The following is a 14789-nucleotide window of genomic DNA, read 5'->3' on the forward strand; positions in this document are numbered from 1 at the left end:
ACCGCCCCGAGCAAAGCGGTGGTGTGCATATCGTGCCCACAGGCATGCATGACACCAGTTTCGTTGCCATCACGCCCAGTCGTGCGCACAGTGGAAGCGTAGGGCGCGCCGGTATCTTCGGTGACAGGTAGGGCGTCGAAATCCGCGCGCGAGAGAATCGTCGGTCCCTCGCCATTAGAGATCGTTGCCACGAGCCCATGCCCACCTATGGGACGCGACACAGTGCAGTTGTAGTGAGACAACCGCTCGCGTATGGCAATCGCAGTTTTTTCTTCGCGTTCAGATAACTCGGGATGAGAATGCATCCAGGTATAGAACTCTTGCTGCCAACTGAGGTCGGCCGGGTTGGCATCAAGCAGCTCCGCAATGGCTGCACCTGGGGCACGAACATGAGCGATGGATTCTATATCTGCAGTGTTTGTCATTCTTTTCCTCCATCTTCTGGTGAACCGTATCCGTTCACTGATCGGACGCGATGTGCTTTACCAGTGTAGGCGCACCATCCTCGATAGAGTCAGGCAGCAATCTGCCCCGGGGCAGCGGGTGAGTTACTGATAGCTAATGAAGTCCGGGCGAGGTTTAATCGCCATCGTGTCCTTCGGATCGAGCATGGGCTTGTCCTCGTCGTAGAAGTTCTTCCACCCGAGGCTGATCTTGGGGTTCAAATCCTGCTGGATCACGTGCCAGGTATCCAGCTTGATGGATTGCGATCCGTGGCCATCGATGTGGATAACCATCGCAATGTTATCGGTACCTGGGATCATCTTGTCGCGGTTGCGAATCATATGAACCTTGAACTGGTGAACGACCAGGGGCTTCTGCGGCAGTTTGTTGTCCTCAGTGAGTTTGTCCAGCCACTTAACAACGTCGTTGATTTCCTGGGCGTCGACGTGACCGATCTGCTCCATGGGCAGTTCGTTACCGTAGAGACGCCACTCGGGATCGAGTGCCAGTCCGACATAGGGCTTTTTGAGCAGCTTCTCGTACTTCTTTGCCTGTTCCAGGAGGGTCATGCGCCCAGGCTGAAGGTCAATGACCGCATACCCGCCGGCCTTGTTGATAGCATCAATCCACGGCTCGACGGTGTCGGAATCGATGAAGCGGCTGTACGAGTTGTCCTTTTCTGGTTCCGACGACGCAACAGTCACGATGATTTCAAACGCCGGGATCACAGGTTGGTCTGTGAAGGCTTCGTAGCTCTTGGCCATTTTCTTCGCCCGGGCGACAGACGCATCTTTTCCTTGCTCCCCGAGGCACCCGAGGTCAGGTCCGTCGGTGGAGCCGTAAAGTGCGACGATGTGCCGGCCAGGCGTGACGAGTCCGCCTCCACCTGGCTGTTCTTTGTCAATGCTCTTGGCTTTGTCGATACGACGAGAGAGCGTGTCCTTGTTGCCGAACAATTCGCCCAGTGCAATGACATGGTCGTCCTTCTTGACGATCTCGATTGACTCATGGGTGGCGCGGGGGTCGGCTGCGGGGAGGCGAACAACGTTCTGGCCGGCGACGGATGCGTTCGTGAAACTTGCGGGGCTCGTGGCGGGAGCGACGAAGACGTGTCCGTCAGAGTCAGGCTCTTTGTCCGCTTTGCTGTCCGGGTTCCACGGTGCTGTGAGAACCGGGCGGGGAGTGTACGGTGCACCATCGGATGTGGTGGGAAGGTTGGGAGTACTCGGTGCGCTGCTGTTCGCGCTCTTTTTAGCGCTGGACGACGGCTTCGACGCGCTTGTGGTACTCGATGTGCTCGCCGCCGCACTGGCCGCCGCTGCCGGCGCAGTCCCGGATCCGTCGCCTTCAATGGGGGCATCCGGAATAATCACGAGGTCGCGGAAAGAGTATTGACCTTTGTCTAATCCATCTGGCCAGGAATCAGGCGTCGTTTCGTGAGTTTTCGCCGAGGAAGACAGTGAGCCGAGTGAATCGCCTTTGAGGGTGACGATGTCGTCGACTCCCAATCGATCAAGTTCGGACTCAATGTCTTTGCGGGAGTCGTCCTCGTTAGTCGCGTCGATGAGGAAAACGGGAACTCCAGCACTGGCGGCCAGGTTGCAGGCCCGTGCGCGCGTGGCGGAATCGGCATTGGGTCCAGTGACGACAGCGGCTTTTGCTGAGTCGAGGAATGTCGAACTCGTCTTGGTGCCTGTGGGGTCGTCGCCGATGACGTCCGTTTTGTCCGAGACTTTCTTCGTTGAGACGGTGTCATTGCCTCCACCGCCTGAGCTACTTGAACAGCCGCTGAGGCTTCCGGCTACTCCGGCAGCTCCGAGTGCTGTGACGGCCGCGCCCACTGTCGTTAAGAATGTCCGGCGTGTGACTGGTCGGGCAAAAGGACGTGAGGATGACATGTATTTTCTCCTGCGGGTTGAAACACCAGTGGTGTCCCCATCGTGCGACGACAGAACAGTGCGTGAACGAGGAAACTGTAGGCAAAACTGTATGCAATGGAACCTTTTTAACGGCTTTACCGTATTTACTGTAACAATGCGAAATGTTGTGGTGCACTGAGCTGTATCGAGAAAGCAGAAAACAGGGGTAGTCGATGACCGAGATACCCCCGTTGTAGTTAGTCACTCAACCGGAAGAACATGACGGCCTTGCCGATCGGTGGTAAGAGCCAGCGAGGAAATGTACTGCTTTTCACCTGTAGGGGAAGGAACAGCGGACGCGAGAACATCGGGACGTTCAACCATTTCTCCGGTGACACAGCATCGGAAGAGCTCATCCGATGGATTTCCGTGATCATCGAAAAGAGGGGAGTCTACGCCGTCGTCGGTTCGACGAAGATAAAACTGCCCACGGGTGATGATGGCAATTAGTGGTGTGGCGACGACCGCGATAGCGGCTGCAAGGAGTGCCGAGTAGGGCTGAATGGTCGCGCCGAGGACACCGAAGTACGCAGCGATTGAGGTGGTGGCAGAGAGCAATAGTGCTCCGATTCCCACAGGGTTGATCGGGAAAATCATTCCGCGCCGATATTCTGGATACCGGGGAGAAATGCCGAGTACATATTTGTTTATTGCAATGTCAGACGCCACCGTGAAAATCCACGCGATAGCAACGTTGGAATAGAACCCAAGAATGGAGTTCAACATGGAGAACATATTGAATTCCATGAGAGACAGTGCGATACCAACATTGACAAAGACAAAGACGATCCTGCCCGGATAGCGACGAGTTAAGCGCGTATACGCATTGGTCCACGCCAGTGAACCGCTATATGCATTTGTGACGTTAATTTTGATTTGGCTCATGACGACGAGGATCACGGCGAGGGTGATAGCAAGCCAGGTCGGCATCATATTCGTGTACATGGCGAAGAATTGGTGGACCGGCTCACTGGCTGTTCCAGGAGAATCATTGAGAACAGCCATGACATACACTGCGAGGAAAACACCAATGATTTGCTTGGTGGCGCCGAAGATGACCCAGCCAGGGCCCGAGAGGATGACAGCGGTCCACCATTTGCGTTTGTTGTCCGGGGTTTTGGGCGGCATAAAACGGATGTAATCAATGTTTTCGGCAATTTGTGCTGTCAGTGAGAGGCAGACACCGGCAGCCAACATCATGGATGCGAAATCCGCATGGCCGGGACCATTTCCCGCGTAGTGAGCAAAAGTATGGACACTCGATGGATGCTGAATAATCAGGACGATGAGGGGCAGAACCATCATCACGATCCACAGTGGATTCGTTGCTTTCTGAATCTTTGATAAAGACTTCATCCCATACATGACCAGCGGGATGACGATCAACGAAGAGACCAAGTACCCGGCCCATAGTGGGATTCCAAGACCCATTTTGAGCCCTTGTCCCATAATTGAACCTTCAGTGGCAAAGAAAATAAAGGTGAACGAAGCGAAGATGATATTCGTGACGACCGATCCGTAATAGCCGAATCCGCTTCCCCGTGTAATAAGGTCGAGATCTAGATTGTATTTAGCCGCATAGACGGCGAGGGGAAAGCTCGACAGGAAGATTAATACCGCGGCAATAAGAATTCCGCCGACCGCATTCACTGTTCCGTGCGCAATTCCGATCCCAGCTCCGATAGAGAAATCAGCGAGATAAGCGATGCCGCCGAGTGCCGACGCTGCGACTGCGGACGTTGCCCAGGTCCGGTAGTGCCGCGGTGCGAACCGGAGGGGATAGTCGTCACCGAAACTGGATTGGGACTGGTGAGGCGTGGGAGCGTTCTGGGGAGTTACCGGCGTCGTCGCGGGACGTACCGGGGTAGTGTCTGTCATCGTCATAGACACGTAAATTATGGGGCTAATGTCACGAACGCGCTCCCACTGTATGAATATCAGGTGACCTAGGTAAACAACGCGTTACTACGCGGAAACGATCACCAGCGACCCGTGGGACGAAGACGTGTCAAGAATTAGTACTTCCGCAACCGTGGCGCTGGTGCTGAAAGAAGGATTTCTCGCGCCGCGGTCCACACCCGGTCACGAGCGATTCGTGCCTCATCAGCAGTGGCGGCAAGAATCCGCACCCAGACCCCAGATTCATAGGGGAGAGTAGATGTAGCCCACCGAACTGATACCGGAAAATCGGACTTGGGCAAGCGTCGGAGCACGTCGAGAAGTGCTTGGGTAGATTGCGGTGAAGGCGCAACTATCCAGACATTGGACCATGCACCATAGTTGCGCATGCCGAGCAGCCGACTGCCCGTATGCGGTCGCAATAGTCCGCGATCGATAACGAGCGGCCTGCAGTCGGATTCCCTTAATTGCGCGAAATCATGCGGGTGATTGGCACGCGGTTGATCGATTCGTGTTTCCATGGACAACGCGTCGTAGCGGTGCCACTCACCGCGTCCCAGTCGCCCAGCCGCAATGCAATCGCTGACTATCGCGCAGCCCCCTCGAGCAGCGGTTACTCTCATAGACAGATGAGCCCGGGAACCCCCATAGGGGATCACGTGGTCAGGCATGTATTCGACAGTACTTCCCGGGCCAACAGTCAGGTTCACGTGTTGTATCGCTAGCCCCACATCCATGCGATGTATAGGCGTCGCCGCCTGAGTGGTGATAAGAGCCGACGCCGGTCTTGTTTCGCCGACGCGAATATCAACAAGGTGCCGATCATTGTGAGCAAGCCCAGCACCAGTCGTCATGATGTAGAGCAGCGGTGTGCCAGGCTGGTGCGGGTCCGTGTACAGTGGCCGCATCAGAGCAAGCGGAGCTTTCACGATTTTCTCCGCGACGACTGATCTTTTCCCCACCGACTTATCCTCAGGTGAGTCCACTCGGGCGTACAGAAAACCGACTTTGCCAGGGGAACCGACCGGAAGTGCCCTGTGGTCACCGGACATTGGCTGACTGCGAAGTTCCTTGGCGATCCTTGGCGGAATGGGAAGCGTAGCCGCCGCGTCGTAGAGGGAAGCAAAGGTGGGGGAGGAGATGTTGCTCCCCACTTGTGTCTGGGGTGCCACGCCCTACCCCTGATGGGCTTTTCGCTGTGTTTCCACAAACTCAGCAAGCTCGGAGAGGCCATCGCCCGTTAACGCATTCGTCGGTAACACGGGGAGACCACCGCGCACCTCTTTCGCGTCCGCGACCATCTTGTCCAGATCACATCGGACATAGGGCGCAATATCCGTCTTATTGATAATGAGAAGATCCGACTCCGTGACGCCCGGTCCCCGTTTCCGAGGCATTTTGTCACCTTCCGCCGTGTCAAGAATAAACACGTATGTTTCCACAAGCGCCGGTGAAAAAGTAAGCGTTAAATTATCGCCACCCGATTCGAACAACAAAGTGTCGATATCGGGGAAGCGCTCCACCATCTCCGCTGCCGCCATCAAATTCATCGTCGGATCATCACGAACAGCCGTGTGGGGGCAGGATCCTGTTTCTACCCCGACAATTCGCGCCGGATCGAGAATTCCATCTAATTCCCGACGGATATGGTTTGCATCTTCTTGGGTGTAGATATCATTCGTGATAATTCCCACGCTATGACCTTGCTCGATCAACGTGGGCACGAGTGCCTCGATAATTGCTGTCTTTCCTGAGCCGACTGGACCGCCAAATCCGATGCGATAAATCGAGTGTTCTTCATGGCTTGGGTCATTCTGTGCCATAGCGAAATCCTCACAATTCGTACTAGTAATAATTAATTAATGAATAGTCGTGCGGGAGCGGATTCATGTGCCGCACACGCAACATCCAAAGCAGGGCTTAGTGTTCCTATATCGTCAACTGATGAATCGCAACACATCTGTACGCATTCGGCGATGTCTGATCCCACCTCATTCACGACCTGCTGGGCACTGATATGGTCAGCCACGCTTAAACGAACCGCCGCGGAACAGGCTCCAGCCGCGAAAGAAAACAGTTCACAGGACACCGCCATTTCCCGGGGCAATCCATTGTGATGATGAATGACTCCAGCGACTATTGCCTGGTTGCCTATGACATTTCCTTTGCGTACGTCGCTGATCAGTGTTCCTAGCGGTGTGTCGTCATCGGGGTGCAGCACATCGTCGGCCATCGACAATAATTGCTTGCCGACGCGCATACTCCCGCGCCGTGCATTATCGCTAGGTTTTGTTGCCAGTAGGACCTCGTCGATGATTCGAAGCGTCCCCGTTGCGGAGTGTGTAGAGACACTCGCGGGCATAGTGTCGGACGCGGATTGTCGCCACTCCTGAGCCCAGGTCCACGCCAAGGCCGTTGCAATTCCGTCGGTAGGGGCGACGACGTCGGTAATAAGCTCGCGAACAGTGTCTATGAGAGAGGCGCTGTCTAGCCAATGGCACTGAGACAGCCCTTCTAGCCCGTGCGAGAGTGTGTACATTCCCGAAGGGAACGCCGTGTCTGTCCATTGGAGGGCTGATAGGAAGGCCGGAAACATCGATTGCCGTCCAGACCTATCGGTGCTGTTCACGGTCGCGTCGAGATTATTGGAAGAAGACATGATTCAAAGCTGTCACCGATGTGTCGTGTTAGAACAAGTAGTGCAGTTGAGCTAAGGGAAGCTTGTGAGCGGGCGCGATGGTGAGCGGTTCACCGTCCGCCCGAACCTCGTAAGTATCGGGGTCGACGGTGATTTCCGGTAGCTCAGAGTTCCTCACCATGTCCTTCTTTCCAATGTGTCGACAACCGTGAACAGGCAAAACTGTGCTGGTGAGGCCCAACTTGTCGGGCACACCGTCGTTAATAGCCTCGGAAGACATGAACGTGATCCGGCTGTGGGGAAGCGCGTGACCGCGATTGCCAAACATGGGTCGGTACACGACTGGCTCCGGGGTGGGGAGAGAAGCATTGGGGTCGCCCATCAGGGACCAACAAATGTGACCGCTGCGAATCACGAGCTGCGGTTTTGCAGCAACCGACGACACCGGCCACAGAACAATATCGGCGACTTTTCCGACTTCCAATGACCCGATGTAGTCGTTGACCCCGGCGGCGATCGCGGGATTGCATGTCACCTTAGCGACGTAGCGGAGGACGCGATGGTTGTCATTGCGTGAGGTGGACTCTGTGTCCGTGGAGTCTGTTGACTCAGCTGACGCCGAGTGCTCAGGGGTTGGTTGGCAGTCCTCGGGGAGGGGACCGAGTTCTGCTTTGCAATGGTGCGCAGTTTGGAAGGCACGTGCCCAGGTCTCCCCAACACGGCCCATCGCTTGTGAATCCGAACTGAAAATAGAGATGACCCCTCTATCGTGAAGAACCGTTTCCGCAGCGATAGTTTCGGGTCTGACGCGAGATTCCGCGAAAGATACGTCCTCCGGAATGTCATGAGACAGATGGTGACAAACCATCACCATGTCGAGGAGCTCTTCGGCACTATTGACTGTGTAGGGGAGAGTGGGGTTCGTTGACGCGGGGAGCACCGAGGGCATCCCCGTCACACGGAGGATATCGGGTGCATGGCCCCCACCAGCGCCTTCGGAGTGGAAGGTGTGAATCGTTCGGTCCCCGATGGCGTCGCGCGTGTCCTCGAAGAAACCGCTTTCGTTCAGCGTGTCAGTGTGGATGGCAAGCTGAACATCATGTTCGTCGCAGACCTCGAGAGCATTATCAATTACGGCTGGTGTTGCTCCCCAGTCTTCATGAATTTTTAATCCTGCGGCCCCAGCTGCAATTTGCGACTCTAAAGCTTCGGGAAGCGAGCCCGATCCTTTGCCAAGCACTCCGACATTGACTGGCATATCGTCGGCAGCTCGCAGCATCATGCTGATGGAACTTTCTCCCGGCGTGCAGGTAGTCCCTTTTGTTCCTTCGGCAGGACCGGTTCCGCCGCCGAAAAACGTCGTAATTCCGTTTGATAATCCCTCTTCGGCTTGCTGAGGAGAAATGAAATGGATATGCGAATCAATCCCGCCGGCAGTCACAATTCGGTGTTCGCCTGCGATAACTTCAGTATTGGGCCCAATGATTAGCTGAGGGTCAACGCCATCCTGGGTATGCGGGTTCCCGGCCTTGCCAATTCCGACAATTCGCCCATCTTTAATCCCAATATCGGCCTTGATAATCCCCGTGATCGCATCAACGATGAGCGCACTCGTAATAACAGTGTCGACGGATTCCGCATCAGAAGCTTGAGGGTCCTGCGCCATCCCATCTCGAATGGCTTTGCCGCCGCCATACACCGATTCGTCCCCATACGCTCGCGAATTAGCATCATCAGTTAATTCGATAACGAGGTTGGTGTCAGCAAGCTGAATGCGGTCGCCCGTCGTCGGGCCATAAATGGAACCATATTCCGCTTTGGAAATAGAGTACGGACCCCGGTCGGCGGGCAATTCGTCGTCAGGGACAGATTCTGTTTTAAAACCGCGTTCCTGTGCTCGTTGGAAACCCTGCTCACGAATGGCAGGATCGTCGAGGTCACCTTCCACCAAAGCGCTAAAACCATGCAGGATTCTGCGCCCACCGAAATCAACTAATTGAACTTCTTTCGAATCGCCGGGTTCGAATCGGACAGCTAATCCCGCTGGAATATTGAGGTGCATACCCCATGCCCGATGACGATCAAAGAGTAATTCGCGATTCGCCTCGAAGAAATGGAAATGGCTTCCCACTTGTACGGCCCGGTCCCCGGTATTGGTGACTCGTAGCGTGAGTGTCCTTTTACCCGGGTTAATAGTGATTGTTCCGTCGTCGTAAATATATCTATTTACAGTGCTCATGATGTCCTCGTGATGGCGTGGCGGTTTATTGTTCTAACGGCTCTGAGACGAGCCCGTTTCGTGTTCGTGAAGGTAGTTGTGTGAGTGGTCGTGGGAATGGGTATGTCCGACATGGTGGTGGGCATGGCCATGGGAATGCGTATGCGAGTGCGAGTGCGTGTGGGGATGAGGGTGGTGGTGTGAATGAGTGTGGGGGTGCGGATGACTATGGGGATGTGTGTGCGAGTGAGCATGCCCATCCTCAGAGTCATCCTCATCATGCGCATGACTATGCGCGAAGCCCGAATCATGATCAGCCCACAGTGCCTCTTCCAATCCCACGACGGGGAAGAACTGGCCACCGTGGCGTGATGACGGATCGTCAGAGGATTGATTGCCATCAATGCCATGAGCTGCATCGTTCTCCGCCGAGGAATTGAATACGTCGGCAGCAGCCTCACGAGCACGAACAACATTTGTCTCAATCAGCACAGCGAGTGCCGCCGGCGACCATAACGCGACCTCGTGATAGCTTCGTCCATCAGCTTGATAACCGTCTTTATTCGGCGGCAGAAGGTCTGCTCTAAGAACGACGATTCGCTCCACGCCGGACTCGTTCGCCTGGTTGCCCATCTGGTCCTCAAGGAGAATCTCAGCACGGTGAATAGCCTCCGGAAGGCTGGGAGCCGCTCCATTAAAGGCCACAGAAGTCTCAGAATTGCTGTACTGCCATGCCAGCCGGGCATCACGAAACAGATCAGCGTCGAAAAAAGGATCTAAAGCCACTGATACGACGACGTACGAATGTGCCGGATGGGAGCGCATGTTTGCACGTAGAGCCGATACGCGTGTCGTTGAGTTCCCGATCGGGTCAGAAATAATCACTCGCGCCGAGGGCCGGCTGCGTTTCCACCATTGGATCGCTTGCGCTAGTGCTGTAATGCTGTGGAGGTCTCGTCCCGCGGTCATGGGGATGATGACAGTGGGAGGCTGATTATCAGGTGAGGTCGACGGTGAATGGTCGTCCTCGTCTGCAGAATCCTCGTGATCCGCGACGGTGAGAGCTTGTGCTACTTCACTTGTTGAGTGAGCGAGAACGATCGGCTCGAGATTATGACCGCATGGCATAGAACCATGGGCCGCTGAGTCCGTTCCCGGTATGCCAATTTCGGCTACATTGACCAGACGGAACCGACGGAGACGGGCAGTTGCTTCGCGAATGAGCTCGTCATTGTTGGCTTCGGCGCCACAAAAAAGAATGATCATCGGTAGTTCCCGTCGCGTCTAGTGGCGGATGGGGTCGTGGACGGAGACGAGTTTTGTTCCGTCGGGAAAAGTCGCTTCTACCTGGACCAGAGAGACCATGTCTGGGACTTCGTCCAGTACCTCGTCGGCAGTGAGGACCGTCGTCCCGATGTGCATTGCTTCGGCCACGCTCTTGCCATCGCGTGCTGCTTCTATGACAGCGTCGGAAATTAAAGCAATTGCTTCGGGGTGGTTGAGTTTGACACCCCGTTCCCGTCGACGTTGAGCCACTTGAGCTGCAAGAAATACTAATAATTTATCTGTCTCACGAGGAGAGAGATTCATTGATATGGCTCCTTACGCGCGCAACAAAGCTCCGGGTGTGATGTGTACAACCCTGGCTCGGCATGATGGTCGCCCCTCACTCTGCCATCATGTGAAGAATGAATCGTTTGTTTTGTGTTGCGAGTATGTAAATCTTTACCGAAGAGCCGGATTGTATTTCAGTGAATTACGGCGGTACGTCAATTCGCCAGCGATACGAACTGAATCAGCCAGTCGACCGTCCTCGCGCAATTGGCTAAGCCTTTTCGACATGCGCTGTCGGATATTTTCCGGCGAAATGGTGTTCAGATATACCTTGGTCGATCCCTCGAAACCGGCAAGGTTTGATGCGCGCCATTTGATCATTACTCGCCATGGCATAGGGATATCGAGGTCAATTGGTTTGTGGTGCCATTCCTCGTTACACGGAACGTCTGAGCCGGTTGCCGCGTGGCAGGCGTGAATGAGGTCGCTCATGTCTCGCATCTCTTCTTCGCTGAGCTTCCACGGTTCACAGGTTGCTGATCGAGAGTAAATCTCGATAGTCGGGTAGCGGTGCCCGAACCCAGCGAAAGCGATGGCGTGGGTGTTCTCGGCGATGATCAAATTGTGATAGCCGGCGTAATCAACGGCCCATTCGTTGTACATATTGGGGTTGGACCGTAGCCGCGCGATCTCGAGTTCAGCTTGTGCCCCGCGCTCGTCGATAGCGACGAGTTGCTTGTGCAAGTGGTCGAAACTTGCCCCCGCAGGCTTCAGCCAGTTTTGGAACACGGCCACATATCGTGCGTAGCGGTTGCGTGAATAGAGGTCACGCATTGCGTCGGCAGTGAAGTTGATGAATTGGTAGTGCTCTTCCGGCGTTAGCGTGCCGCTGGAGGCGAGTTGGCCGCTCGAGGTGGCGTCGTCAGTGAAGTGCCGACGGGCCACGATGACGTCGTGTCCACCAGCAAAGTAGGCGGGGGCGCGTTTGAGAAGCTCGGTTTCCGGCGTGTCTTTGATTTCCGATTCCGGTGTTCCCGCGGAGCGTAGACGTGTCGCGATAATGTTCAGCACGTGCTGCCTTCCGGCAGGTTCGCTGAGGTAATCGTTCATGTGCGTTGAGGTCTCCGGATCCATCGCGAATCCGTGGTTTGCGCGCCAATATTCGTATCCGAGAATCTCGAAGAGGTTGGGAACACGCCGGAACTCGGCGACTGAGTCATCCAGTTGACTCTCTTTTAACCGGTAGAGGGTTTTCCACTTGTTATTGTCGACGACAACTCGCGCTTTCTCCGGAGGAGTCTCTCTGTATCGCGCGGAACAAAATGCGCACTCATGGTCACGATCGTGCGCAGTGACCGGGTGCTCTTCTGGGGTGGGGTGTGAGATTGGTCGGTTCCCGCGCCCAGGTACAGTCCACACTTCGGTTCCTGTAAAAGGGTTGACCTGCTTGATGGTTCCATCGGCAAGAGTTGTTAGAGGTGCGAGAGGCAGGGCGACAGGAGTACTCACGAGCGAAAACTTTAGCCGGTGGATGACATGATCGCGACCCTGGTTCCCGACGACATGACGGAGCCGTTTCGGCGCTCACGCGTGCGTCGGTGTTTAACTCATGCGTGCGTCGGTGTTAAATGAGCACGGTTGCTAAAACATTGTTGGACAGTGTCGGTCATTTCTTGTTTTGTCGGAAATAAGAAGAAAAGACAACGGCTAAAGACATAAAGGGCGATGAATAGTGGATACTGAAGGTCAGCAGCTTATGCCCCACGAGCGTGACCCCCGCATGGGGATCGATGCGGATGCTGTGTTACGCGTGGGTGAGATCTTGCTCTCTGCTGGGACCGACGTATATCGAGTTATTCGGGCGATGAAACGCACGGCCCGGTCCTTGGGTTTCGATCGGTTCGACGCGTCGATCACGATGTCGAGTATCCGCTTTACGGGGCGCAGAGGGAATAACTTCCGAACGGAAATCAGCACTTTAGAGAAGTACGGCGTCGATTCTTCTCTTATTGAAGCTGTCGAAGATCTGACTCACCATCTTCCCTCTGAAATTACGGCAGAGTGGGTTCACGAAAAGCTCGATAAAATCGAGAACAATCGACGAACCAGGTGGAGTCGGGTTGCACTTGCCTGTGCTGCGGCGGTGGCGTGTTCGGCGTTCGCAATTTTGAATCGGTTTAGTTTTGATTCGGCTGTAGCAGTTGCTTTTAGCGCTTTGTGCGGCCAAACCGTGAGGATGTTTTTTGCTCGTAAGCGTTTCAATCAATTAGGGACGACGGCGGTTTCGGGCATTGTCGCTTGTCTGGTGTATTTCGGTTTAAGTCAGCTCTTCTTTGTGACTCCCTGGGGGCGGTCAGAACAAACGCTGGGCCAGGGCTATGTGGCGGCTATGTTGTTCTTGATTCCCGGTTTTCCGCTGTTTACTGCTTTGGTTGACCTGGCCAGATTAGATATTGCCGCGGGGTGGGAGCGCTTTGTTTACGCTTTCGAGATCATTGTTTCAGCAACCATGGCGGCCTGGATTGTCTCCGCATGCACGGGTCTTGAGCCGTCAGTGCCGGCTCAAAGTGGGACGACCGAGTGGTCATGGCTTATCGTTGCCGGAATAGCGAGCATTTGTGGTGTTGCCGGGTTCGCCATGCTTTTCAATTCATCACGACGAATGATTGCTATTGCAGCGGTAGTGGGTGCGATTGCGAACGTCGTTAAATTTACCTGTTTATTCATAGGAATTCCGACGCAGGTTGCAGGATTAATTGGGGGACTATGTGTTGGGTTAATCGCTAATTTAATTCGTGATCGCTCGTATATTCCACGTATCACGGTGACGATACCGGCAGTCGTCATCATGATTCCAGGGACGGAAATGTTCCGAGGAATTTATTACCTTAATGACGGCAATATTAACGACGCGCTCACTCACACGGTGACCGCGTCGTTGCAGGTGTTTGCCATTGCGGCGGGTTTGGTTATTGCGCGGCTCGCTGCGGATGATTCGTGGGCCCGGCATAGGTACATTGATTTCGCGCGTCGTCCCGATCATTCGGCTGATTAAAAGGTGCGTAAGCATACCTAAGAGCGAAGTTACGACGGTTGCGAAAATGCTGGTAGCAGGGGAGGTGGCTACAGCCGAATGGGGGATGAGTTGTGGCCGGTAAAAGCCGTGGTGGCGCAGGTTATGGAGCCGTTGTCACCCGCCACTGCTTAATGAATATAGCTGCAGATTCGCTGTGATTTCTGTTTGGAGATGCTATCATTTTAGAATTAGTCGTCCCTTGGCACCCCTGGAAGAAGGAAAAATGAAATCTCCGAAGAAGATTATCGGTTCGCTTGCTTTGGCTGCGTGTACAGCAGTGATGGGAGCTGTGGCATCTACACCAGCTGCTAGCGCTCTTGAACAAGGGGACAAATACGTCGCGTTGGGTGACTCGTACGCTTCGGTAGGGGCGTTGACTACGCCACAGCTCGACAAGAACCCGGGGTGTGTAGCGTCCACTGATAACTACGCCCACAAATTGGCTCAGCAACGTGGACTCCAATTGGATGATGCAACATGCGCGTGGGCATTCACATTCAACTATGACTTGCCGCAGAACCATGCCCTTCCATTCTCTGCCTTGACGGGACAACGCGAGCGTGTCACGCCCGATACAAAATTGGTGACTCTCACCCTCGGCGGTAACGACGCCGGTACAGCTTTTGCCTTCCCTGCATGCTTCTTCCGGGCTGTGACCGGGCTAGGCGTGGACTGCCGAACGAGCACCCAGGCAATCATGAAGCAGTCGATTTACGGACCCGGTCCTGACGGCCGTACCCTGCTGCAGCGCGAAGTTGACATTATCAACGACATCAAGCACCGCGCTCCGAATGCGGAGGTCGTGATCACTGGATACATGAACGCTGCGAAAGCCGACATCTGGTGCATCCACGATGGTGTCGCTACCCGCGATGAACGTGCCTACGTCGCAGAGACCATCGACGAAGTGAACAACGTCATGAAGGAAGCTGCTCAGCAAACTGGCGTGAAGTATGTTGCTCCTCCGAACGAGGAAAAAGGTTGGTGCGACGGTGGCATCGGCAGCCAGTCAAGCAGCTCGTTGCTTGGTCTGCCCGATAA

General features: G+C 54.8%; 12 protein-coding genes. 2 read left to right on the forward strand and 10 right to left on the reverse strand.

Features of this window, described 5'->3' with window-relative positions; genetic code table 11:
- The 10 genes from Q3981_RS00575 to Q3981_RS00620 all read right to left on the reverse strand — a co-directional run.
- Positions 1 to 425, reverse strand: a 425-nt coding sequence (locus tag Q3981_RS00575; protein ID WP_303122851.1) for a M20/M25/M40 family metallo-hydrolase, incomplete at its 3' end; no start/stop codon positions are given.
- A gap of 123 nt (positions 426 to 548) precedes the next feature.
- Positions 549 to 2342, reverse strand: a complete 1794-nt coding sequence (locus Q3981_RS00580; RefSeq protein ID WP_303122813.1) for a hypothetical protein — start codon at positions 2340 to 2342, stop codon at positions 549 to 551.
- A gap of 222 nt (positions 2343 to 2564) precedes the next feature.
- Entirely contained in the window at positions 2565 to 4241 is a 1677-nt protein-coding gene (locus Q3981_RS00585) for a cytosine permease (RefSeq protein ID WP_303122852.1), read from the reverse strand.
- 137 nt (positions 4242 to 4378) lie between these two features.
- A complete protein-coding gene (locus tag Q3981_RS00590; protein WP_303122815.1) occupies positions 4379 to 5434 on the reverse strand; it encodes an urease accessory protein UreD in 1056 nt (351 codons plus the stop codon).
- A 3-nt stretch (positions 5435 to 5437) separates the two neighbouring features.
- Positions 5438 to 6085: an urease accessory protein UreG gene (gene ureG / locus Q3981_RS00595; RefSeq protein ID WP_303122817.1), complete on the reverse strand. Its 648-nt coding sequence runs from the start codon at positions 6083 to 6085 to the stop codon at positions 5438 to 5440.
- A gap of 32 nt (positions 6086 to 6117) precedes the next feature.
- On the reverse strand, positions 6118 to 6921 hold the full coding sequence (locus tag Q3981_RS00600; protein WP_303122819.1) for an urease accessory protein UreF: 804 nt from the start codon (positions 6919 to 6921) through the stop codon (positions 6118 to 6120).
- Positions 6922 to 6949: 28 nt separating this feature from the next.
- Complete coding sequence (ureC, locus tag Q3981_RS00605) at positions 6950 to 9139, reverse strand: urease subunit alpha (RefSeq protein WP_303122821.1); 2190 nt, start codon at positions 9137 to 9139, stop codon at positions 6950 to 6952.
- 33 nt (positions 9140 to 9172) lie between these two features.
- Positions 9173 to 10384, reverse strand: coding sequence for a hypothetical protein (locus tag Q3981_RS00610; protein ID WP_303122823.1), 1212 nt, complete (start codon positions 10382 to 10384; stop codon positions 9173 to 9175).
- Positions 10385 to 10402: 18 nt separating this feature from the next.
- The gene (locus Q3981_RS00615) at positions 10403 to 10708 is read right to left on the reverse strand and encodes an urease subunit gamma (RefSeq protein ID WP_012731451.1); all 306 of its coding nucleotides are present in this window, start codon (positions 10706 to 10708) and stop codon (positions 10403 to 10405) included.
- Positions 10709 to 10843: 135 nt separating this feature from the next.
- The gene (locus Q3981_RS00620) at positions 10844 to 12181 is read right to left on the reverse strand and encodes a DUF4921 family protein (protein ID WP_303122827.1); all 1338 of its coding nucleotides are present in this window, start codon (positions 12179 to 12181) and stop codon (positions 10844 to 10846) included.
- Between the two features lie 223 nt (positions 12182 to 12404).
- Here Q3981_RS00620 and Q3981_RS00625 point away from each other — a divergent pair, with 223 nt between their 5' ends.
- On the forward strand, positions 12405 to 13727 hold the full coding sequence (locus tag Q3981_RS00625) for a threonine/serine exporter ThrE family protein (protein WP_303122829.1): 1323 nt from the start codon (positions 12405 to 12407) through the stop codon (positions 13725 to 13727).
- 244 nt (positions 13728 to 13971) lie between these two features.
- Positions 13972 to 14789 (forward strand): GDSL-type esterase/lipase family protein (locus Q3981_RS00630; protein WP_303122831.1); only part of this gene is annotated, 818 nt, incomplete at its 3' end.

Source organism: Corynebacterium sp., assembly GCF_030530965.1.
Classification (GTDB): domain Bacteria; phylum Actinomycetota; class Actinomycetes; order Mycobacteriales; family Mycobacteriaceae; genus Corynebacterium.